Annotated in this window: 1 protein-coding gene; it reads left to right on the top strand. The window is 58.3% G+C overall.

Annotation, left to right across the window (positions count from 1 at the left end; translation table 11 throughout):
• Nucleotides 1-168: 168 nt before the first annotated feature.
• On the top strand, nucleotides 169-1,221 hold the full coding sequence (locus tag IF809_RS38540) for an ABC transporter substrate-binding protein (RefSeq protein WP_441258735.1): 1,053 nt from the start codon (nucleotides 169-171) through the stop codon (nucleotides 1,219-1,221).
• Nucleotides 1,222-1,266 lie beyond the last annotated feature (45 nt).

The raw sequence follows: 1,266 nt of genomic DNA, 5'->3' as shown, positions 1-1,266 counted from the left end.
TCGGAAGGCGTGGTGCAGCTCGAGCCGGGCACACCGATCACCATCGGCTGGAAAACTGAAGATTGTCTGGCGCTCGATGCGACGTGACGATAGGCGGCGGCTACGCCGTGAACTTCGGTGGTCCAGTTTTCGACCCGACCCCATAGGCATTGCATAAAGGAGACGCAGATGATGAGGAAGATGGTTACCGAGGTCTTGGCCGTTGTCTTAGCAGTGGGCTTGCTTGCGCCAGGAAACCTCGCTTTTGCGGGCGATCATTTGACGGTCACTGCCTTTGGTGGGGCGAGTCAGGAGGGCTACCGCAAGGCCTATTTCGAGCCCTTCACAAAGGCGACCGGGATCAAGATCACTGAAGACGAGTGGAACGGCGAGAGCGCCAAGATCCGCGCGATGGTCGAGTCCAAGACCGTGAGCTGGGATGTGGTAAACGCTGGCAACTCGGCCGGGGCCATGTGCGCCGAGGGCCTCCTTGAGACAATCGAATGGAAGAGGCTAGGCGTCGATAGGGCCAAATTTGGTGAGGCTGGCGAACAAACTGATTGCGGCGTGCCGTTAAACCACAATGCCCAGGGCGTCATCTATGACAAGGGCAAGCTGCCCAACGGCCCTAAGACGATCGCCGATCTATTCGACCTGCGAAAATTCCCCGGTAAGCGCGGCCTGTGGAAAAGTCCCAAAACGAATCTCGAGTGGGCACTGGTTGCCGACGGTGTGCCCGCCAAAGACGTCTATAAGGTCCTTGGTACGCCTGAAGGCGTGGATCGCGCCTTCAAAAAGCTCGACACCATCAAGAAGGACGTCGTCTGGTGGGCGTCCGGCGCCCAGTCAAGGCAGCTAGTGGCCGACGGCCAAGTTGTCATGACCGCGGATTGGCAGCCCTCAATAACTGCCGATGCTATCAATAAGGCCGGAAAGCATGTTGGTATCTTGTGGGACGCTGCGTTTCTGAGTGTGTCCTACTGGGTCATTCCCAAGGGTGATCCGCGATTGGACGACGCCTACAAGTTCATCACCTTCGCCTCTTCACCGCAGGTGCAGGCCGATATGGCGCGGTTGATTCGGTTCGTTCCCGGCAATCACGACGCGATGGCGCTTCTAGATCTGGCGGTCCTGTCTGACATGCCCACGGCAGCCAATAATCCTGTGGAGTACAACGCCCGCTTCTGGGCCGACAGGCTTGATGAGTTGGGCCAGCGCTTCACCGCTTGGCTAGCGAAGTAAAGAATGGGGAATGGCGAGGAGGACGTTCCGTTCTCCTCGTCCCAA

Source organism: Bradyrhizobium sp. UFLA06-24, assembly GCF_054967145.1.
The sequence above is the reverse complement of the archived record's forward strand: the minus strand, read 5'-3'. Positions and strand labels throughout refer to the sequence as shown.

Coding starts and splice junctions, on each gene's coding strand:
- IF809_RS38540 (WP_441258735.1), top strand. CDS start 169: ATGATGAGGAAGATGGTTACCGAGGTCTTGGCCGTTGTCTTAGCAGTG.